The 19334-nt window shown below is 60.3% G+C and carries 18 protein-coding genes and 2 pseudogenes; 10 read left to right on the forward strand and 10 right to left on the reverse strand.

The genetic code is table 11. The features are described 5' to 3' along the window. Positions 1-171 precede the first annotated feature (171 nt). From PQQ52_RS27090 to PQQ52_RS27115, 6 genes are all read left to right on the forward strand, one after another. The gene (locus PQQ52_RS27090; RefSeq protein WP_408218231.1) at positions 172-786 is read left to right on the forward strand and encodes a glutathione S-transferase C-terminal domain-containing protein; all 615 of its coding nucleotides are present in this window, start codon (positions 172-174) and stop codon (positions 784-786) included. A 291-nt stretch (positions 787-1077) separates the two neighbouring features. Beyond that, positions 1078-1836, forward strand: coding sequence for a metalloprotease LoiP (gene loiP, locus PQQ52_RS27095; protein WP_408218234.1), 759 nt, complete (start codon positions 1078-1080; stop codon positions 1834-1836). 585 nt (positions 1837-2421) lie between these two features. Then, the gene (locus PQQ52_RS27100) at positions 2422-6108 is read left to right on the forward strand and encodes an RHS repeat-associated core domain-containing protein (protein ID WP_408218237.1); all 3687 of its coding nucleotides are present in this window, start codon (positions 2422-2424) and stop codon (positions 6106-6108) included. After that, positions 6098-6550 carry a hypothetical protein gene (locus PQQ52_RS27105; RefSeq protein WP_408204096.1) on the forward strand — a complete coding sequence of 151 codons (453 nt, stop codon included), beginning with the start codon at positions 6098-6100 and terminating at the stop codon, positions 6548-6550. Before PQQ52_RS27100 ends, PQQ52_RS27105 begins: the two co-directional genes overlap by 11 nt. Positions 6551-6679: 129 nt before the next feature. Next, positions 6680-7159: an RHS repeat-associated core domain-containing protein gene (locus tag PQQ52_RS27110; protein WP_408218239.1), complete on the forward strand. Its 480-nt coding sequence runs from the start codon at positions 6680-6682 to the stop codon at positions 7157-7159. Positions 7160-7176: 17 nt separating this feature from the next. Beyond that, entirely contained in the window at positions 7177-7578 is a 402-nt protein-coding gene (locus PQQ52_RS27115) for a hypothetical protein (RefSeq protein WP_408211646.1), read from the forward strand. A gap of 55 nt (positions 7579-7633) precedes the next feature. Here the strand turns inward: PQQ52_RS27115 and PQQ52_RS27120 are convergent, their stop codons facing one another. After that, positions 7634-7867, reverse strand: coding sequence for a SymE family type I addiction module toxin (locus tag PQQ52_RS27120; RefSeq protein ID WP_408218242.1), 234 nt, complete (start codon positions 7865-7867; stop codon positions 7634-7636). 98 nt (positions 7868-7965) lie between these two features. Then, the gene (locus PQQ52_RS27125) at positions 7966-8331 is read right to left on the reverse strand and encodes a helix-turn-helix domain-containing protein (protein WP_408218245.1); all 366 of its coding nucleotides are present in this window, start codon (positions 8329-8331) and stop codon (positions 7966-7968) included. Between the two features lie 17 nt (positions 8332-8348). Here PQQ52_RS27125 and PQQ52_RS27130 point away from each other — a divergent pair. The 4 genes and pseudogenes from PQQ52_RS27130 to PQQ52_RS27145 all read left to right on the forward strand — a co-directional run. Beyond that, a pseudogene (locus PQQ52_RS27130) lies at positions 8349-8567 on the forward strand (tyrosine-type recombinase/integrase); the annotation flags it as partial. 879 nt (positions 8568-9446) lie between these two features. After that, positions 9447-9779: an RHS repeat-associated core domain-containing protein gene (locus tag PQQ52_RS27135; RefSeq protein WP_408218397.1), complete on the forward strand. Its 333-nt coding sequence runs from the start codon at positions 9447-9449 to the stop codon at positions 9777-9779. A gap of 699 nt (positions 9780-10478) precedes the next feature. Then, positions 10479-10622: pseudogene (locus tag PQQ52_RS27140) on the forward strand (RHS repeat-associated core domain-containing protein); the annotation flags it as partial. Positions 10623-10818: 196 nt separating this feature from the next. Further along, positions 10819-11055 (forward strand): hypothetical protein, encoded by a 237-nt coding sequence (locus PQQ52_RS27145; protein ID WP_408218248.1) that lies wholly within the window; start codon positions 10819-10821, stop codon positions 11053-11055. Between the two features lie 66 nt (positions 11056-11121). On the opposite strand, the gene PQQ52_RS27150 is transcribed toward PQQ52_RS27145, so the two are convergent. The 8 genes from PQQ52_RS27150 to PQQ52_RS27185 form a co-directional block, all read right to left on the reverse strand. Then, positions 11122-11253 (reverse strand): SymE family type I addiction module toxin, encoded by a 132-nt coding sequence (locus tag PQQ52_RS27150; RefSeq protein ID WP_408218400.1) that lies wholly within the window; start codon positions 11251-11253, stop codon positions 11122-11124. A 35-nt stretch (positions 11254-11288) separates the two neighbouring features. Then, the gene (lnt, locus tag PQQ52_RS27155) at positions 11289-13004 is read right to left on the reverse strand and encodes an apolipoprotein N-acyltransferase (RefSeq protein ID WP_408218251.1); all 1716 of its coding nucleotides are present in this window, start codon (positions 13002-13004) and stop codon (positions 11289-11291) included. Between the two features lie 49 nt (positions 13005-13053). Continuing rightward, on the reverse strand, positions 13054-13947 hold the full coding sequence (locus PQQ52_RS27160) for a CorC family transporter (protein WP_408218254.1): 894 nt from the start codon (positions 13945-13947) through the stop codon (positions 13054-13056). Positions 13948-14288: 341 nt separating this feature from the next. Then, positions 14289-14990: a gamma-glutamylcyclotransferase gene (locus tag PQQ52_RS27165; RefSeq protein ID WP_408218256.1), complete on the reverse strand. Its 702-nt coding sequence runs from the start codon at positions 14988-14990 to the stop codon at positions 14289-14291. A gap of 27 nt (positions 14991-15017) precedes the next feature. Continuing rightward, a complete protein-coding gene (gene ybeY, locus PQQ52_RS27170) occupies positions 15018-15479 on the reverse strand; it encodes an rRNA maturation RNase YbeY (RefSeq protein ID WP_408218259.1) in 462 nt (153 codons plus the stop codon). Between the two features lie 83 nt (positions 15480-15562). After that, a complete protein-coding gene (locus tag PQQ52_RS27175) occupies positions 15563-16636 on the reverse strand; it encodes a PhoH family protein (RefSeq protein WP_408218262.1) in 1074 nt (357 codons plus the stop codon). A 46-nt stretch (positions 16637-16682) separates the two neighbouring features. Continuing rightward, the gene (gene miaB / locus PQQ52_RS27180) at positions 16683-18056 is read right to left on the reverse strand and encodes a tRNA (N6-isopentenyl adenosine(37)-C2)-methylthiotransferase MiaB (protein ID WP_408218264.1); all 1374 of its coding nucleotides are present in this window, start codon (positions 18054-18056) and stop codon (positions 16683-16685) included. Between the two features lie 186 nt (positions 18057-18242). After that, on the reverse strand, positions 18243-19226 hold the full coding sequence (locus tag PQQ52_RS27185; RefSeq protein ID WP_408218267.1) for a LysR family transcriptional regulator: 984 nt from the start codon (positions 19224-19226) through the stop codon (positions 18243-18245). Between the last annotated feature and the right edge of the window lie 108 nt (positions 19227-19334).

Consider the following 19334-nt stretch of genomic DNA (forward strand, 5'->3'; position numbering starts at 1 on the left):
TCGCTTCAACCACATTAGCCATTCGGCCGGGTAGACGGCGCGCGAGCGTCGCGGCAATGTTGCAATCCATCCACAGCGAGCATCCATGCGGCTTGCGAAGCGACTGCGCTGTGCTCGGGAATGCCGCCGACCACTTATACTTTCGCCGAATTCAAGAAAAGGCAGATGGTAATGATGAAACTCATCGGTTCGCTCGCCAGCCCGTTCGTGCGCAAAGCGCGGATCGTTCTGGCCGACAAGAAGATCGACTACGAACTCGTGCCCGAGAACGTCTGGGCGCCCGAGACCACGATTCACACCTTCAATCCGCTCGGCAAGGTGCCGTGCCTCGTGATGGAAGACGGTGAAGCGGTGTTCGACTCGCGGGTGATCTGCGAATACGTCGATACGCTGTCGCCAGTTGGCAAGCTGATTCCGCCGTCAGGCCGCGAGCGCGTCGAAGTGCGCTGCTGGGAAGCGCTCGCTGACGGCATCCTTGACGCCGCGGTGCTGATTCGCCTCGAAAGCACCCAGCGCACGCCAGAGCAGCGCGTGGACGCATGGGTCGCGCGGCAGCAACGCAAGATCGACGAAGGTCTGATCGCGATGTCGCAGGGCTTGGGCAGCAAGCCGTGGTGCACGGGCAATCACTACACGCTCGCGGACATTGCAGTGGGTTGCGCGCTGGGCTACCTCGATTTCCGCATGCCTGAGTTGAACTGGCGCGAAGGGTATCCGAATCTGGATAAGCATTTCCAGAAGTTGTCGCTGCGTCAGTCGTTTATTGACACGGCGCCGGCGAATTGAGCGAAGTGTTCGCGGCTGCCTGGCGGTGCGGTTGTCTGGATCACGCCGCCTGCAATTTTCGCCAGATTGCAAAATGATGTCATTGAAGCTTCCAGAAGCCTGAATATAAGCTTACGTTTGTGGTAAAAATGCGCCTGCTCGTCAGGCGCATTTTTTTGTCTGCCGCGTGGTGCAATGGTTTATGCAATCGACATACATGGAGTTTTTCTCCGGTGATATGCGGCCATTGCGAATGGCGGTGCATTAACGGCGCCGTCGATATTAATAACATCCGCAAAAGAGACTTCCACCATGAAACCGTACCGCTTTGTCATTGCCGCTTCCGCCTGCGCATTGTTTGCTGCGTGTTCGAACATCAGCAACGTTAATCCGACCGCTTTGATCCAGTCCGGCCAGCAGGCCGCTCAGGCCGCCACATTAAGCGACGCTGACGTGCGCGCGCTGACCGACAAGTCGTGCGCGCAGCTGGATAGCGAAAATCAGATTGCCGCCGCGAACAGCAAGTACCAGAAACGCCTGAACAAGATCGCCGCGCAACTGGGCAATAACATCAACGGCGTGCCGGTGAACTACAAGGTGTACGTCACCAAAGATGTGAATGCATGGGCGATGGCAAATGGCTGCGTGCGCGTCTATAGCGGGCTGATGGACATGATGAACGACAACGAAGTGCGCGGCGTGGTCGGTCATGAGATGGGCCACGTTGCACTCGGCCATACGAAGAAGGCGATGCAGGTCGCGTACGCGACTTCGGCGGCGCGCTCGGTGGCATCGTCGGCGGGTGGTGTGGCGGGGTCGTTGTCCGGCTCGCAGCTCGGCGATTTCTCCGAGAAGCTGATTAACGCGCAGTTCTCGCAAACCCAGGAAAGTGCTGCGGACGATTATTCGTTCGACTTGCAGAAAAAGAAGAATCTCGATCCGTCGGGATTAGTGACGGCGTTCAACAAGCTCTCGCAACTGGACGGCGGTAAGTCGAGTATGTTGAGTTCGCATCCGTCTTCGCCGGCACGCGCACAGCATATTCAGCAGCGGATCGCTTCGAATCAGTAAAACCCGATTCTTTCATGTACGTGCTCCTTGATTTTGCAGGGGCACGTTTTTCCGTAGTTGGATCTTGTAAATGCCCGTCATGCGAGAATATTTTCCTACGTTGGGGGCATTGATTTCCTACGTTAATCAAAAAATTGACTGATTGTTATTCGATTGGAAATCCCATATTCTCCGCAGGCCACTCATAAAGCATAAGAGTCTTTGAGGCGACATCGATGATTCAACTCTCGGGTTCATTTGCAGCACGCACCGCTGGTGTCAGGCCGATTAGTGCTTGTTGTATTGCAGCCTGCCTGGTGATGCTTTCTTCTGCCGTTCGTGCCGAAGACATCACCTACGGATATGACGCATTAGGGCAGCTCACCTCGGTGGCGGTCGCGGGTGCTAGCGCGTATTACGACTACGATGCGGCGGGTAATATCACGGCGATCAGGCGACAGGGGGCGGCTGCGGCGGTGCCGGCGAGTAGTGGAGGTTCTTTCCGTGCCACTGAAGATTCGCGGCCACCCTCGCCTGCCTCAGCCCAGACCAGGGTGCGCTAGGCGCTCGCGGCGATCGATCCCTTTCCGGTTTCTCGAGATTCTTATGCGATCCATTGATGCTCTTGTGGTGCGTCGCGCGCTGTTGCGCCCGTTCGTGCTGTTTTTGTTCGTGTTGATGTCGTGGTTTGCCGCGCCGCATGCGCATGCCGAAACCGACTGTCCTTCGCTGTACATCGCGGTCGGCGCGTATCCCTCCGATCCGCTGTGCCCGATACAGGCGTCTACCGCCAGTTTCGGTATGGGCAGCTATAACTGCGCGGACCCGGCTGTCATCGCCACCTACTGTAGCGGCCCCTCCAACGGCACCACGGATGAACCGCCGTCGCCCGACGAAGCCGCCGCCCTCGATGGCGACGGGACGGACGGGCAACCCGGCGACGCGGGCGGATGCTCGGGAGGAGACGCCTCCGCGGGTTGCGGCAGCAGCACCTCGGGCGGTGATCCGGTCAGGTTGTACACGGGCCAGTTCCATCTGGTCAGCCACGACCTCCATGTAGCCGACACGATCGCGCTGGATCTGGCACGTGTGTACCGCAGCAGCGCCTACGACACGTCGGGCAGACCGATGGCCGGTGCCTTTGGCATCGGCGCGACGTTCAACTACGACCAGTACCTGACGTTCAGCGCCGCCGATTCTAACGGCTTGAGACCACTCGTCGAGCTGTACCTGCCGAGCGGCATCCGCATCCCGTTCACGGCGCGAGCCAACACCACCACGATCTGGGACAACCTGACGAGCCCGGGCGATTACTTCAAGGCCACCCTCAGCAACAGCGGCAGCGCGAAGGTATTGACACTGCGCGATGGACGGGTGCAGCGCTTCACGATGGCGGCCGGGACCTACCGGCTGAGCAGCGTGAAGGATCGCAACGGCAATACGGTGTCGATCGCGCGCAATAGCAAAACCGGTGCGATCACCAGCATCACCGGTCCGAACGGGCGCGTGCTGACATTCACCGCAATCGTGGGCACACGCGGCACGCCGCTGATTTCCCGCGTCAGCGATCCGCTGAACCGCCAGGTCAACTACACCTACGACAGCCAGGACCGTCTGACGCAGGTGACTGACGCCGGCGGCGGCGTATGGAAATACGGCTGGGACAGCAAATCACGGCTGGTGACGGTCACGGATCCGGAAGGTAACGTTCAGGTCACCAATACCTACGACGACAACGACCGCGTTATTTTCCAGAAACTCGCGGATGACAGCACGTTCGGCTTCGCCTACACGGTTGCTAACGGCAAGGTCACGCAAACCGCAGTGACAGACCGGCGCGACAGCATCCGGCGCGTTGAATTCGACGCAAACGGACGGGTGGTGCGCAACACGTATCCGGCCGGCCAGTCGATCCAGCAGGTCCAGACCTTCACGTACGACGCAACGGGCCGGGTGACGAACCTCACTGCGGGCGATCGCCAGTACGCGTACACCTACGACACGAACGGCAATCGCACGAGCGAGGCTGACCAGGCAGGCACGCTGGTTACACGGACGTTCGACAGTTATAGCCAATTGCTGACCGAGGCGCAGGCGGGCGACCCGCAGCGTGGCGTCGCCACGGTGTACACGTACGACCCGAACGGCAACCTGCTGACGGTCACCGACCGCATGGGTAACCGCACGACTTTCACAAACGATGGTCAGGGCCGCCCGCTGACGGTGACCGATGCGCTCAAGGGCGTGACCAGGTTCACGTATACCGGCGCGGATCTGACCAGCGTTACCGACCCACTGAAGCGCACCACCCAGTACACAACGGATGCCGCCGGCCGTGTGACGGTCGTGCAGGATCCGCTGGGCAATAAAACGAAACGCACGTTCGACGCGCTGGACCGCACGACTGACGTCACCGATGCACTGAACGGTGTGACCCGCTTCACGTGGGATCGCAATGGACACCTGCTCGGTCAGGCGGATCCAAAGGGCGTAACGACGCGCTACACGTACAACGCGATCGGCCTGCCGGTGAGTAAGACCGATCCGCTGGACCACAGCGAGACGTACACGTGGAACAGCGCGGGGCAATTGGCGACAGTGACTGACCGCAGAGGCCAGTTGAGGACGTACTGGTATGACGCGGCGGGCCACCTAAATTCGATCTATTTCATGCCGGACGGTAATCCGAACGCCAGGCCGGTTCGGAATTTGGGCTATGGCTGGGATGAGTTTGGCCGGTTACGGGGGACCAGTGATAGTGGCCAAAACCGGTCCCCCGGCGGTACGAATTTTTACTACGATAGTGTCACCGGCAAATTTAACCAGTGGATTGATATTCCGGCAGGCCAGCAGGGGCCGTGGTGGCTGCGCTATGCGGCTGACAGCCGGGATCTGTCGCGCATCGAGATGAAAGACGCGACGGTGGACTACAGCCGCGACGCCGAACACCGGGTCACGCAGATCCAGTACAGGGTGAACGACGAAGCGCCGCGCACGTTCCGCTACAGCTATGACGCGCTAGGCCGGCTTAGTGAGGCGACGCTGGCCAACGGGATCACGGCAGACTACGTGTGGGATGCAGCCAGCCAGCTGACTGGCATTACGTACAAACGTGCCGATGGCAGCGTGCTGGGTGACCTGACATACGGCTATGATCTGGGCGGCCATCGCACGAAGGCGGCCGGGAGCATGGCGAAAGTAGACCTGCCACAGGCGGTGAACGACGCGCAGTACAACGCGGCGAACCAGTTGACGCGCTGGGCGGGCAAGTCGTTTGCCTATGATCTGAACGGCAATTTGGCCAGCGATGGTGTGAACCAGTACAAATGGGACGAGCAGAACCTGCTTGGGCAGATCAGTGGCGGTGTGAACGCGAGCTTCAGCTACGACATCTGGGGCCGTCGCCGGGACAGGACGATCAATGGTCACCGGACACAGTCGTTCTGGATTGGCGATGAGTTGAACTTCACGATTGTCGACAACGACTACGCGCGCCGTATCCGTCAATTCTCGCCGTATCCGGAGAGCGGGCTGGATGAACTGACGTACCGGCGTATCGGGGACGATGCGAGTCAGGACCGGTATGTCCTGCGCGATGCGAATAACAATGTGATTGCGCTGACGGACGCGAACCAGCAGATCGTGACGCAATATCGGTACGAGCCGTACGGCACGACGACGCAGAGCGGTGCGGCGGATGTGAATCCGCAGCAGTACACGGGGCGGGAGAGTGATGGGACGGGGCTGTATTACTACCGGAACCGGTATTACAGCCCGAGCACGGCACGGTTCATCAGTGAAGACCCGATTGGCTACGCGAGTGGACAGACGAATGCGTATGCCTACGTCAATGGAAATCCCGTGTCGCTGTACGACCCCTTCGGGCTCTGGAGCATCAGCGCTGGCGGCTACGTAGTTGTCGGTGGGCAGGTCACTGTCTATGGGGATGGCTCAAATATTACGGGCGTCGGAGGGCGCGGTGGCTTCGGCGTAGGTGGGGGAGTTAGTTATGATCCAAACGGCGCGCCTCCCAGCAGAGGTGATACGGGTTCATCCGTAACTATCGGTGGCTTTGCGGAGGCCGGCGCTAGTTGGGGGCCCTTTGCCACAAGCGTTGGGGTTTCCAATGGAGTGGAATTCAACCAGTCCGGTTCTTCAGGGCTTCCGGGATTCGGGGGAAGGCCCTATCGAGGGTCGGGAAGTGGCGTTGCGATCGGATTTCCGAGTGATGGATTTAGAGGTTCTGCCTGCGCAGCAGTTGGCATTGAGGTGACCAATACTCGTGGAAAATAAATTCATGATTTGGCCTGCGATCAAGATCGTAGTGCTGTTGGGCGCTCTGATCGCAGGACTTTTTGCGTCACCGCTTGACCATTTTCCGCTGGCGGTTAGGGCATTTATTGGACTAGTAGGAGCGGCAATGGGCGCGCTATTTTCCTTGGGGTTTCTCCTGTTGCACCATGTTGCTTGGCCCAAAAAAAGAAAATGGGAGATGCCAACATGGTCGAGTGGTTTGGTGTCGCCATGGCAATGGATACATCTTTTCTCCATGGCGATCTTGTCAATAAGCGTTGGTGAGTGGGTGGCCCTTTTTTTCAGATATGGATGGCATGAATCTACCCAATCACTAATATTTTTCGGAGTGGGGGCCGGGATGTGGGTGGGCGTTCGACTCGGGGTTTTCATTTTTAAATCAAGAATACCTGCCTCCTCATGCTCAGAAATATCTGCGTAGAGCTTGCACCGGCAGCCTGACGCTGGCATGACCGGCGATGGGCCATCTGTTCTTCGGCATGCGCCAAAAGTGGCGGTACGTACGTTCGAGTGGTGCAACTATGACGCAACCTCCCAACTGTAAACGGTAGTGAATATCGCAGTACCGTTGTATTACTATCGGAACCGGTATTACAGTCCGGCGACCGGACGGTTCATCAGTGAAGACCCGATCGGGTGGGCGAGTGGGCAGACGAATGCGTATGCTTATGTAGGTGGGAATCCGGTTCAGTTCAGAGATCCGCGCGGGTTGCAGGCAATTCCGGTTCCTGCGCCCCCTCCACTGGCTGGGCCGAGTTGCAGTCCAGGATCGAGAGATGTTCCGAAGTGGTTTCAGGACCTGATTGATGGGTTGACTTTTAATAGGCCCAAAAATCCACCCGATGAGGGTCCGGCAAATGGTTGGATTGAGGGTCCGCGTCGGGGGCGTGAATACGGACCGGATGGTTTGCCGCAGCGCGACTATGACAAACCGCACCAAGGCAACGAGGTGGATCATGTGCATGAATGGCCAGGGGGCGCGCGCGAGGAGCCGGGGCGTCCTTACTCGCCGTGGCCCCGAAAACCATGACAGACGGGAGCGCATCGATGATTGATTTCTCTGATTTCGTGGAGGCGCATGTCACTGGAATCACCTTTACTGAGGACGATAAAGGCGTCAGCATTTTTTTCCGCGGACAAGCTAGACAGCGCTTCACGCTGGTTGCGGAAGGAGTGGATCGCTTTGTTGCTGATGAATTCCGCGAGCAGAACATTGTTGACAGAGTTCATCTGTGGGATTCGGCGAGTGAGCCGAATGACTATCGGGATTCTCTAGCGCTTCTGTTGTCCGGGGTGAGTGGTGACCAGAGGAATGAGGCAGTCTGGTTACCGGTGATTGAGCGCGAAGTGGTTGCGATCGAGCGAGGGGAAAAAGTGTTCGTCGAAATCGAGCCTGTATATGGCGGATGGATTGTTCTTCTTGCGAAGAGCGTAGCCATAAACAGGTAGATGTGTTTGGGGATGAAGTTGTGACAGAGGGGCCGCATTCGCGGCCCCTCTGTATTTAAAGCGGCGTAATGATGAGCTTCTGGTGCTCGACGGTAATACGCACGCGCTGTCCAGGCTCAAAGCCGGCGGTCTCGATCCATCGTCCGGAGAGCTTCATCCACGGAAAGGTGGCCGGCTCCTTGCGCAGATGGAAGGGCATGCGAGCCTCCTTCTGATAGCGCCAGGATTCCTGGATGGTGACGAACCGTTCGGTAACGGGTGGGGGTGCTTTATGATTGGCGTCAGCCATGATCGACTCTCCTGGTAAGAGTGGGTGGTGGTCAGCGGGCGGTGAGTGTTGGTAGCACTCATCGCCCGCGCTTCGTTTACGGCGTTACATCACCTTCCTTACTGCTGCTGCGCCTGCGCGAGCACGGCTTCGAGCATCTGCGCGACGAACTGCTGTTTCGCTTTGGGCAGCTGCGCAATGGCTTCGATGTGCTTCTGCCATCTGGGCATGGGGCCGCGTTTGCGAGGTGAGCTATCGGGCTCGCCGAACAACTCCTCCAGCGAAACCGACAGGGTTCGCGCCACGACCGGCAGCGCCGAGACAGGAATGCGCCTGCGCCCTACCTCATACGACTGATAGGTCTGCTGGGACACGCCAAGTGTTTCGGCAAGCTTGACCTGCGTGATGTTGCGCGTCTTGCGGAACTGGGTGATGCGTTCGCCCAGGGCGACAAAAAAAGCACGCTCGTCGTCGGAGATAGACATGGCTGATGTCGGAACTTCACGCGTGCGCGACGCACATGCTGGAGAATGGTGCGGATATCCGGTTCATCCAGGCGCTGCTAGGCCATGCGGACCTGTCGAGCACGCAGATCTACACGCAGGTGGCGATCGGCAAACTGAAGGAGATCCACGCGGCGACGCATCCGGCGAAGCTGGAGCGTGACGCGCTCTCCCTGCTAGCTGCTATCGACGCTGAAGTGGACGGGGAAGCAGAGTAAGGGAGTGCGGGCCTGGCGGCCCGATGGTGAAGAAGGTCCAGCGGCCTGCGGCCGGAGGCAACGGGGGCCGGGGGTAAATGTTGGGCCGGCTGCGCCGTCCCAACATTAAACATAACGCTGGGAAATTAGCACCGTTTGGCGGGCCGTCATCGCTCCACCTGTCCCCTCTGCCGGCCCGCCAGACGGTGCTAATTTGCGTTATGTCTGGCGCCCCCGGCCCGGCCGGGTGCGCGAGGCGCACAGCAATACATCAGGGCCGCCGTGCGGCCAGTCACCTGGTGCACGAAACAATCCGGGCATGGCGCTACGCGCAAGACAAAGTCAGGGGCCGCGAAGCGGCCGGTCATGAAGTGAGCCCCGCCCACCCGTCAGTCTGCTGCGCGCGGGCTGCGGCCGCAGTGCGGCCTTCGCGCCGTGTTCGCAGCCTGCCTCCCGTCCGCCCCCATGGGGCTCCCCAAAGTGAAGAACGAAAAAGCACAAAGCGTGCTTCGCATGCGGTGCAAGCCGCCATGTCGTCTTGCACCGCATGTCCGAGCCTAGAACCCCGGTGGCCGTCAAGGCTGCCCTTCGGCGCGCTGTGCGCGGCCTTGACGGAGCAAGCGTGCGTAGTCGGATATGCGCCGTTACCGCGTAACGCCAGGGTCTGCGCGGTTCTGGCGCAGTGGGGCACGACAGCCCGGTTCCGCCGGGTTTGCCGTCGCGCTGCGCGCGCCGTCAAACCCGGCGGGCTGAATGTGAAAGAGTGTGATCGGGCTGATTACACTTGTTTCGAGATGCGAATCAATCGAGAATCGCGTCTGGAAAAAAATTCCCTGACCGGCGAAGTCGATACGCGGCAAAGCCTTGCCGGCTAAGGGGAAGCGGCCCATGTGAGGGCGGATTCGCGTCGGGACGTTTGTTTACTACCGGAACCGGTATTACAGCCCGAGCACGGCACGGTTCATCAGTGAAGACCCGATTGGCTACGCGAGTGGGCAGACGAATGCGTATGCTTATGTGGGTGGGAACCCGATTCAGTTCAATGATCCGTTTGGGCTTGGACCATGGGACCAGAAGTATGGCTTGTCGAATACTTATTGGAATTGGCTCCACCGGCAAGATGGCGGTTCGTTGATCAAAGAGCTTAAAGACCCACGGACCGGGCAGGTCCCGAAATACACTGCGTTGGAGTACTACAAGATATATCTTTTAGAGACCGGGCAATGCGGGTGAAGGCTCAATATTTGTGAGGTGATGAACTTTATGCCTGGTTGCATTTTTTGTGGATCTGGTGCGGACTTCGATGTAGACGGATTCTTGGCGTCCTCTCCGTGGTCCGGTATAGCAGACATATTTCGACGCGGGCCGACTGGGAATGCATACCGCCCCATCAGAGAGTCCTCGTCCCTACAAATCGCGGTGTCGCCAATTGACGAGCATCTCCTTGAACCGCAGATTGATGCGACGCTCAGTTTCTTGCGAAGCTACGAGGCTGAAGTGAGGCGGCTGGTCAGGTTTCCCGGGGTGGACGCGGTCGAGTTCCGCATGGGCCTCTTCTGGTTGCCCGACACAGCTATTTACCCGATTTCGCTCACGCCATCGTTTCTCAAGGCAGTTGGCGACGTCGGTGCGACCGTTGACATATATGTTTATGCAAGTGACGGCGTAAATTAGGTTGAGCGTTGCCAGTGCAAATTGAGTGAAACGATTGTATTTTCGTTTTCCGCGTCATCACAAACGCTAAGGTTGTTGGCGGATTGCGGCATGTCCCTCGAGACGGTCGGATACCCCTGTTCCGACGATGAGACCGATGCCGTTACGTAGCGAGCCGCGAAGGGGTGTGGGGGCCCTTCGAAAATCGATATGTTCGCGACCCTTGCGGCTACGATGGGACATCCCAACTGTTGACGGTTTGTGTGGGCCGCTGTCTCGATGTACTACTATCGGAACCGGTATTACAGTCCAACGACCGCACGATTCATCAGTGAGGACCCGATCGGCTGGGCGAGTGGGCAGACGAACGCGTATGCTTATGTAGGCGGCAATCCGGTTCAAAATGTCGATCCGTTTGGTCTGGCTACGACACCGACTGCTGATGAAATTATTTCTAGTCAATGCCAAGCGAGTGTGCGGCGCGTTTTCCCAGGGCAGTATCTGGGCATGACCTTGGACGAGATAAAAGCGTTATCGCGCAACGGAGATCGTGATGCCAAGACGGCTTGGAAGCTCTTGAACGATAGCCGGTTCAGAAAGTGAACTTGATGGAGGCGCTATGACCCACGCGCTGTACGACTTGTTGGAAGAGCTCGATAGTCGGCGGCTGTACTACAGCTTAAGTAGGCACCGTATAGACTCGGTGTTGGTTTCTTTGACGTTGCCCGGCAAGCGGATAGAGATTGATGTATTTAACGACGGAAGACTGGAGATGTCTCAGTTCGCGGGCGATGAAAGCGTCATAGACGACACGGATGAGATATTCCGGATCGTCAACGATGCATCAAGCGGCTAAGGTCCCGGCTATTGCCAGGAGTTTGTGGTATCACAGAAGGGGCCGCATTCGCGGCCGCTTTTGTATTTAAAGCGGCGTAATGATAAGCCGCTGGTGTTCGACGGTGATACGCACGCGCTGTCCGGGTTCAAAGCCGGCGGTCTCGATCCACCGTCCGGAGAGCTTCATCCACGGAAAGGTGGGCGGCTCCTTGCGCATATGGAAGGGCAGGCATGCCAAACCCCGAATCTGACTTAGTACTTTGTCCGACGCCGCATAATCCCCGGCCCAAACGCAAACCCAAACGCCAGCAGCAGCAACGAAACCGCCAGCACCGTATTGTTGCCACTCGTCACATACGGCGTGCTGCCCGAGGTCCCTTGCACCGTCACATCGAGCGAACCGATGGTGTATGGCGTCAGGCGCCCGATCACCTTGCCGTTCGCATCGATCGCAGCCGTCATGCCCGTGTTGGTGGCGCGCAGCATCGGCCGGCCGGTTTCCAGCGACCGCATACGCGCGATCTGCAGATGCTGATCCAGCGCGATCGTGTCGCCGAACCACGCGAGATTGGTCGAGTTGACCAGCACGCCCGCAGGCGTATCGCTCTCGCGAATGTTCCGGGCGATTTCTTCGCCGAAAATGTCTTCGTAGCAGATGTTGACGGCCACCGGCTGGTTATGCACGATGAACGGTTTCTGCACCGGCGCGCCGCGCGCGAAATCGCCGAGCGGAATGCTCATCAGATTCACGAACCAGCGGAAGCCCCACGGCACGAATTCGCCAAACGGCACGAGATGGTGTTTGTCGTAGCGATACACGTCGCGCGTGCCCGGGGTGACGCCGAACAGGCTGTTCGTATAGTCGATCACCTGACCTTCCGGCGTAATCGTGCCGCCGATCGCGCCGAACAGGATCGCGGTGCCGGTCGTATCTGAGAAGGTGCGCACCGCCGATGCAAACTGCGGCGGCAATTGCTGCGCGAGCACTGGAATGGCGGTTTCCGGCGTGACAATCAGGTCAGCCGGTTTCGACGTGATCATCTGCTGATACTGGTCGATCGCGGCGCGCATGCCTGCTTCTTCGAACTTCATTTCCTGTTTGACGTTGCCTTGCAGGAGGCGCACCGTCAGCGGCGCGTTGGCGGGCAGCGTCCATTGCGCGAGCGGCAGCAACAGGCCGGCCGCGATCAGCACAATCGCGATTCCGCCCGGCACCGCGACGCGCGCGATACTGCGTTGAGCCCCAATCACCGTATTTCCAGCATTGCCGCCGTCGGCGGCATCGAGTTGCCCGCGCGAAGGCAGCAGCGGCACCAGCGCCTGCACGATCAACGCTGCCACCAACGCCAGCATCCAGCCGACGCCGTACACGCCCGCTACCGGTGCAAACCCGGCGAACGGGCCGTCCACTTGCGCATAACCGCTCGCAAGCCACGGAAAGCCGGTGAACACGGTGCCGCGCAACCATTCACCGATTGCCCACGCGCTCGCAAAAGCCAGCGCGCCGTGCCAGGTCGGCGAGAAAGGTTTGTCGGTGTCTGACGCGCCGTTGCGTGCGTGACCGGCGCAGAACGACCAGACGCCTGCAGCCAGCGCCGGATACACCGCCAGATATAGCGAAAACAGCACGACCGCCGCGCCCGCGAGTGGCGCGGCCATGCCGCCGTAGTAGTGCATGCTGACGTACAGCCACCACACGCCTGTGACGAAGTTGCCGAAGCCGAAAGCGCCGCCGGTCAACGCGGCACTTTTCCAGCCGGTCGTCCGCGTGAGCCAGGCGAAGAAGAACACGAAGATCACGAGTTCGAGCCAGCCGCCATGCGGCGTCGGCGCGAACGAAAACGTGTTGGCCGCACCGGCGACCAATGCGACGAGATAATGCCAGCGGGGCAGTGCACGGCCGCGTGTTTCTCCGGCGGCAGGGGCACTCACGCCGCGGCGCGAACGGGAAGTAATCGGGTCGGCCATTGTTGCGCGGTCGGCGTGAGGAGTTGAAGAAGCGAAGAAAGGAAGCGGATCAGGTCTGCACGTGCTGTGCTTCGCGCTCGCGCTGGCCGGCGAGCGGGTCGCGGCGCACCAGCAGCATGTGAATCTGGCGGGCGTCGCCGCGCAGAATCTCGAAGATCAGATCGTCGAGGCGGACTTTTTCGCCGCGATGTGGCACCCGTCCGAAATGGTGCGTGACGAGACCGCCGATCGTATCGACCTCGTCGTCCGAATAATCCGTGCCGAAGGCCTCGTTGAACTGCTCGATTTCGGTGAGCGCGCGCACGCGGAAGCGGCCGTCCGGCGAGGCAATGATGTTGCCGCTTTCCTCGTCAAAATCGTATTCGTCTTCGATATCGCCGACGATCTGTTCCAGCACGTCTTCGATCGTGATCAGGCCGGCCACACCGCCGTATTCGTCGACCACCACCGCGAGGTGATTGCGATTCACGCGGAAGTCGTGCAGCAGCACGTTCAGGCGCTTCGACTCGGGAATGAAGACGGCCGGGCGCAGCATGCCGCGCACGTCGAATTCGTCTTCAGCGTAGTAGCGCAGCAGGTCTTTCGCGAGCAGCACGCCGATGATGTTGTCGCGGTTGCCTTCGAAAACCGGATAGCGCGAGTGTGCTTTTTCCAGCACGTAGGGGATGAATTCGGCGGGATTGTCCGCGATGTTGATCGCGTCCATTTGCGCGCGCGGCACCATGATGTCGCGCGCGCTGAGTTCGGATACCTGGAACACGCCTTCGATCATCGACAGCGAGTCGGCGTCGATCAGGTTGCGCTCGTGCGCGTCCTGCAGGATTTCCAGGAGTTCTGCGCGCGAGTCGGGCTCGGGCGAGATGAAGTCGGTCAAACGCTCGAGGAGTGAGCGTTTCTCTTGCGGTTTGTCGATTTGGCGTCGACTGGGATACGTGTCGTTCATGGTAGTGCGCCCGGCGAGACTGGGCGCGCTGTTGCAGAGCATTAAGGATACACCAGGCACATGGCAGGACCGTGTCCCGCCTGGCTGGGCGATGAATGAAGCTGTAATGAAACCGCCCGGTCACGTGCGGTGGGCGTGGGTCAATCCTAACTGATTACGTGGGGAAAAGCGTTTTCGAGCAAAAAAGCCCGCTTCGTCGCGCGGCGAGCGCGGTGCAGGTCGACGTGGCCGGCGCTGTTTTGCTGCTCAGCACTGCGCCCACGGTGGCGGTTCGCAACTGTTCGCAAACCGGTCGGCTGCGCGTCATCAGTCGGCTCGCGGCTTGCAGCTTATCGGTCCGGTCATGGACTTGTTCGCTGCTCGTCCGTCCGGCCGGCCTCGCCGCTTTCCTCGCGGCAACGCTCGAGCAGCGCTTCGAGCGCGCGGTCGGGCATGCCGCTTTCGCGCAACGCATGGACGGTGCGGCTGACGTAATCGAGCGTCGTGCCATAGCGGCCGCACGCGCAGCCAAACACGGTTTTGACCACCTCGTCGCGCAGCTTGCCGGTGTAGGTCGGCACGTCGCGGCGCATTACGAACGCGAGCGCGTCGACGCGCCGGCCGTCGGCGAGCACGCAGGGCAGCCACGCCGGGCGGTACGAACCCATCGGCATTTCACGGCGCCACAACGCTTCCAGATGCGGCATCGCACCCTCCGCGGCGAGGCGGAAGGCGATGCCGGAGCACGAACCGCCGCGATCGAGCGCGAGTACGAGCCCTGGTTGTTCGGGGGTGCCGCGATTCACGCGCGACCACAAATACAAGCCGCGGTGGTAGCCATGCACTTTTGAACGGGCCGCTTCGACGGTGGGCAGACCGGGATTCCAGATCAGCGAACCATAGCCGAACAGCCACAGGTCGCTCTTGCGGTCCCAGTCGCGCAAAGTGCATTCCAGCGACGCGCGCAACTCCTCGTCCGTCAGCAGCCGCGATTCACCGAGCGCGGGCGGATAGTCCGGGCAAGGCGTGCTTTGGGTATCGGCTTCAGGGGACGAAGTGCTCACGGTGGTTTCTGACGATGACGGCAAAGACTATTGATAAGGATCCATGAAACCGAGCTTGCCGAGAATTTCGGTTTCGATCGCTTCCATTTCCTCGGCTTCTTCCTCGATCTCGTGGTCGTAGCCTTGCGCATGGAGGGCGCCGTGCACCAGCAGATGCGCGTAGTGTGCGAGGAGCGGCTTGCCCTGTTCGGCGGCTTCCTTTGCCACCACCGGACAGCACAGGATCAGGTCGCCCGTTACCGGATCGTCTTCCGATTCGGCGTACGCAAACGTCAGCACGTTGGTCGAATAATCCTTGCCGCGATAGGTGCGATTCAGGGTACGGCCTTCTTCGGCGTCGACGAAACGCACGGTCAGCTCACCGTCCGCGAAGAGCGCCGCCTTAATCCAGCCGGCCACGGTGGCGCGCGGCAGCAGTGCCTTGTGTTCCGGCCAGGCTTTGGCGGCCGGGAATTGCAGATTCAACGTCAGTTTCGGTGCGCGGCTCATGCGGTGTCGATGTGTTGCTAGGGTTGCTGCGGCAGATCCAGTGAAATTCAACGCAAATTAGTGACGCTAATCAGCGCCGCGAATTAGCGGGAATCCGCCGGACCGGCGGTTTTTTGCGAATGCGCATCGTACGCCTCCACAATTCGCGCGACCAGTGGATGGCGCACCACGTCCGCGCTGGTAAAGCGCGTGAGCGCAATGCCACGTACGTCTGCGAGCACCTGCTGAGCTTCGATCAGCCCGCTCTTCGCGCCGCGCGGCAAGTCGACCTGGGTCGTATCGCCGGTGACCACCGCCTTCGAGCCGAAGCCAATCCGCGTGAGAAACATCTTCATCTGCTCGGGCGTGGTGTTCTGCGCCTCGTCGAGGATGATGAACGCGTGATTCAGCGTGCGCCCGCGCATGTACGCGAGCGGTGCGATTTCGATCATCTGCCGCTCGAACATCTTGGCGGTCTTGTCGAAGCCGAGCAGGTCGTACAGCGCGTCGTACAAAGGACGCAGATACGGATCCACCTTCTGTGCCAGATCGCCCGGCAAAAAGCCGAGGCGTTCACCCGCTTCGACGGCCGGGCGCGTCAGCACGATGCGTTTGACCTGATCGCGCTCCAGCGCGTCCACCGCGCAAGCCACGGCGAGATACGTCTTGCCGGTCCCCGCAGGCCCCACACCGAAGGTCACGTCATGCGCAATGATCTGCTTCAGATACTCGCGTTGCGCCGGCGTGCGGCCGCGCAGATCGGCGCGCCGCGTGTACAGCTTCGGGCCGAGTTCTTCGAGGTCTTCGTCGCCGTTGTCGGCGGGTTGGTCGAACGGATGATCCGGATTGCCCGGAAAGCGCGAGTCGCCGGTTTCGCCGCCATGATCGTTGCCGTTCGTGCGATGCCGTGCCGGCTGACGCACTTCGACGAGCGCGAGCTGGATGTCGTCGACCGACAGCGGCGCCTGCGAGTTGTTGTAGAACTTTTCGAGCGCGGTGAGCGCGAGTTTCGCGCCGCGCCCGCGAATCGTGATGCGGTGGCCACGGCGTTGCAGCGTCACGTCGAGCGCCTGCTCGATCTGCCGCAGATTTTCGTCGAGCGGTCCGCAGAGGTTGGCGAGCCGCGCGTTGTCATCGCGCGGTGCGGTGAATTCCAGATGCTGCTGAGTGGTCTTCAAGGCGGTGGATCGATCCTGTCGGGTTTGTGACGCTGGCTGGCGTCGCTCAGTGGGTGGTTGCGGGCGTGTCGTCGTGCACCAGCACGAGTTCGCCACGTAACGAATGTGGGTACGCATGGACGATTTTCACGTCCACCATCTGACCGATCAGCCGCGCGTGCGATGCGATCGGCGCCGGGAAATTCACCACGCGGTTGTTCTCGGTGCGGCCCGCGAGCTCGTTCGGGTCCTTGCGCGCCGGGCGCTCGACCAGAATCCGCTCGACCTTGCCGACCATCGAATCGCTGATGCGCTGCACGTTTTCTTCGATCGTAGCCTGCAGATGGTACAGACGCTTGAGCTTCACTTCGTGCGGCGTGTCGTCGTGCAGATTCGCGGCCGGCGTACCGGGACGCGGGCTGTAGATGAACGAGAAGCTCGTGTCGTACTTCATCTCGTGGATCAACGTCATCATCTTGTCGAAGTCTTCTTCCGTCTCGCCGGGGAAGCCTACGATCATGTCGGTCGACAAAGACAGGTCCGGGCGGATCGCGCGCAGCTTGCGGATCACCGACTTGTATTCGAGCACGGTGTAGCCGCGCTTCATCGCCATCAGGATGCGGTCGGAACCGTGCTGCACCGGTAGATGCAGGTGGCTGACGAGCTTCGGCACCTTGGCGTAGGTGTCGATGAGGCGCTGCGTGAATTCCTTCGGATGCGACGTGGTGTAGCGGATCCGCTCGATGCCCGGAATATCCGCGACGTATTCGATCAACTGAGCGAAGTCGGCGATTTCGCTCGAGCCAAGCGTGATGCCGGCACGGTACGCATTGACATTCTGGCCGAGCAGCGTGACTTCGCGCACGCCCTGGTCGGCGAGGCCGGCGATTTCGGTCAGCACGTCGTCCAGCGGACGCGACACTTCTTCGCCGCGCGTGTAGGGCACGACGCAGTAGCTGCAGTATTTGCTGCAACCTTCCATGATCGACACGAACGCACTCGCGCCGTCGACGCGCGCGGGCGGCAGGTGATCGAACTTTTCGATTTCCGGGAACGAGATGTCGACCTGAGCACGGCCGGTTTCGCGGCGCTTGTCGATCATTTGCGGCAGACGGTGCAGCGTTTGCGGCCCGAACACCAGATCGACATAGGGCGCGCGCGCCACGATGGACGCGCCTTCCTGGCTCGCCACGCAACCGCCCACACCGATGATCAGATTCGGGTTCGCTTCTTTCAACTCGCGCACACGGCCGAGTTCGGAGAAGACTTTCTCCTGCGCTTTTTCGCGCACCGAGCAGGTATTGAAGAGAATGACGTCCGCGTCTTCCGGCGTGTCGGTCTTGACGAGGCCTTCAGCCGCGCCGAGTACGTCGACCATTTTGTCGGAGTCGTACTCGTTCATCTGGCAGCCGTAGGTCTTTACATAAACTTTCTTGGTCATCGATTTTCGCCGGTCGCAGTGGTTAACCTGGGGGCGTCGTTTAAAAGGTGAAGAGGGGTGAAAACGTGCGGAGGGCCGCGGGGCGGCGCTTGGGCTCTGTTTGAGTCCCCGGTCGCGGTCCTGGGTGCAGCCTGTTCGGGTCCATTGGGATCCGCTTTCAATGCACGTTTGCAGCGTAGCTCAATATTATAGCCCTTCACCGGATGCGGTTTCCGCCGCGGCTATTGCTCGAGGGTGCTCCGGCGGCAAGCCCAGCAGGCCTTCCAGTTCGTCCGACACCTGCGCGAAGCGCTCGCTCAGAAAATCCAGCAGCACGCGCACGCGCGGGGCCATGAAGCGGTTGCGGTGGTAGAGCGCGTGCAAGGGCGCGTCCGGGTAGCGCCATTCGGGCAGCAGGATTTTCAGGCAGTCGCCGCGCAAGTCCGCTTCCACGTCCCACATTGACTTGATGACGATCCCGTAGCCGCGCCGCGCCCATTCGCGGGCCACGGCGCCGTCATTCGTCTCGCGAGCAGCGTCGAGCGGCACGGTGTAGTGCTGCACTTCGTCGCCACGCGTAAAACGCCACTCGTTGACCGGGCCCGACGCGGTGCCGAGCACGATGCAATCGAAATTCGCCAGATCGTGCGGGTCTTTCGGTTCACCCCTGCGTGCAATGTAGTCCGGCGACGCGCACAGGACACGCCGGTTTGGCGCGAGTTTGCGAGCGACCAGTGAACTGTCCTGCGGCACGCCGAAACGGATCGCCAGGTCGATATCTTCCTGCACCAGATTCGACAGCGAGTCCGACAGCGTCAGCGCGAACGTGACTTCCGGGTAAAGCGCGTTGAACTCGTCGAGCCAGTGCATCAGCAGATTGCGGCCGAAGTCCGAGGTCGCGGAGATCCGCACCTTGCCGCGCACGACGCCCTGGCCGGCTTGCAGCACGGCTTCGGCGTCGTCGAGCGATCGCAGCGCCTGGCGGCAGCAGTTCAGGTAGAGGCGGCCTTCGTCCGTGAGCCTGAGCTGACGGGTGGTGCGCTCGAATAGACGCGCTTTCAGGCCGGATTCGAGTTTGGCCAGCCGCGCGCTGGCGGCGGCCGGCGTCAAACCCATCTTGCGGCCCGCCGCCGAGAGACTGCCTTGCTGCGCCGCTTCGACGAACAGGCGGATATCACCGAGGTTATCCATAGCGATCAGCGATCTTTAAAAATAATTTGAAAATGCTTCAAATGCTACGCCAATTATCAAATTGACGTGTTCCGCGCACAATGCACGCCTCGTAAACCCTTTGTGCTC

The sequence above is a fragment of the Paraburkholderia sediminicola genome, assembly GCF_046030555.1.
Lineage (GTDB): Bacteria > Pseudomonadota > Gammaproteobacteria > Burkholderiales > Burkholderiaceae > Paraburkholderia > Paraburkholderia sediminicola_E.

What these genes read in the sequence shown, in the direction of transcription:
- PQQ52_RS27090 (WP_408218231.1), top strand. Translation starts at nt 172, where the DNA reads ATGATGAAACTCATCGGTTCGCTCGCCAGCCCGTTCGTGCGCAAAGCG.
- loiP (WP_408218234.1), top strand. Translation starts at nt 1,078, where the DNA reads ATGAAACCGTACCGCTTTGTCATTGCCGCTTCCGCCTGCGCATTGTTT.
- PQQ52_RS27100 (WP_408218237.1), top strand. Translation starts at nt 2,422, where the DNA reads ATGCGATCCATTGATGCTCTTGTGGTGCGTCGCGCGCTGTTGCGCCCG.
- PQQ52_RS27115 (WP_408211646.1), top strand. Translation starts at nt 7,177, where the DNA reads ATGATTGATTTCTCTGATTTCGTGGAGGCGCATGTCACTGGAATCACC.
- PQQ52_RS27120 (WP_408218242.1), bottom strand. Translation starts at nt 7,867, where the DNA reads ATGGCTGACGCCAATCATAAAGCACCCCCACCCGTTACCGAACGGTTC.
- PQQ52_RS27125 (WP_408218245.1), bottom strand. Translation starts at nt 8,331, where the DNA reads ATGTCTATCTCCGACGACGAGCGTGCTTTTTTTGTCGCCCTGGGCGAA.
- PQQ52_RS27145 (WP_408218248.1), top strand. Translation starts at nt 10,819, where the DNA reads ATGACCCACGCGCTGTACGACTTGTTGGAAGAGCTCGATAGTCGGCGG.
- PQQ52_RS27150 (WP_408218400.1), bottom strand. Translation starts at nt 11,253, where the DNA reads ATGCGCAAGGAGCCGCCCACCTTTCCGTGGATGAAGCTCTCCGGACGG.
- lnt (WP_408218251.1), bottom strand. Translation starts at nt 13,004, where the DNA reads ATGGCCGACCCGATTACTTCCCGTTCGCGCCGCGGCGTGAGTGCCCCT.
- PQQ52_RS27160 (WP_408218254.1), bottom strand. Translation starts at nt 13,947, where the DNA reads ATGAACGACACGTATCCCAGTCGACGCCAAATCGACAAACCGCAAGAG.
- ybeY (WP_408218259.1), bottom strand. Translation starts at nt 15,479, where the DNA reads ATGAGCCGCGCACCGAAACTGACGTTGAATCTGCAATTCCCGGCCGCC.
- miaB (WP_408218264.1), bottom strand. Translation starts at nt 18,056, where the DNA reads ATGACCAAGAAAGTTTATGTAAAGACCTACGGCTGCCAGATGAACGAG.
- PQQ52_RS27185 (WP_408218267.1), bottom strand. Translation starts at nt 19,226, where the DNA reads ATGGATAACCTCGGTGATATCCGCCTGTTCGTCGAAGCGGCGCAGCAA.